This is a genomic window from Vibrio sp. 970, from assembly GCF_033339075.1.
The window spans coordinates 1-560 of sequence record NZ_JAWOTW010000651.1 but is presented as its reverse complement, the minus strand read 5'-3'; the positions used below and the strand labels follow the sequence as shown (position 1 = coordinate 560).

Genomic DNA, 560 nt, shown 5'->3' with positions numbered 1-560 from the left:
AACAATATTGAATTTGAAGTCGCAGCGATCGGTAATAAAGAACCATTTAAAGGGCATGTTCGAGTTGTTGCGAGCTCGTACAATGGTACGGTTGTTTTAATGGGCCAAGCTCCAACTCAAGATTTGATTAATCAAATTGAGCAACGAGCTAGAGCTATTGATGGCGTCAAAACCATTCATAATCAAATTAAGGCTAAAGAGCCATTGAGCGTGACGCAAATCAGCAACGACAGCTGGATCACAACCAAGGTAAAATCGGCTCTATTAACCGACTCAGACCTCAATGGCGTTAAAGTCAAAGTCATTACAGAGGATGGTGACGTATTTTTGTTTGGCTATGTAACCGCTCAGCAAGGTGAACGCGCGACGGAGATTTCGCGCAATATCTCTGGCGTAAAACAGGTGATCAAAGGGTTCCAATACGGAGACGCAGAACCAGTTAAAGTCGATTTACCTAGCGACGGTGTGACAACACAGACACAGACACAGACACAAGATGATAGTGATCCAGATGTCGAGACGTTTACCATCAGTGACTAAACGATATTGAAAAACTTGAA

1 protein-coding gene is annotated in these 560 nt (G+C 43.0%); it reads left to right on the top strand.

The features are described 5' to 3' along the window. Window positions 1-540 (top strand): BON domain-containing protein (locus R7Q11_RS28415; RefSeq protein ID WP_225467259.1); only part of this gene is annotated, 540 nt, incomplete at its 5' end. Window positions 541-560: the final 20 nt, after the last annotated feature.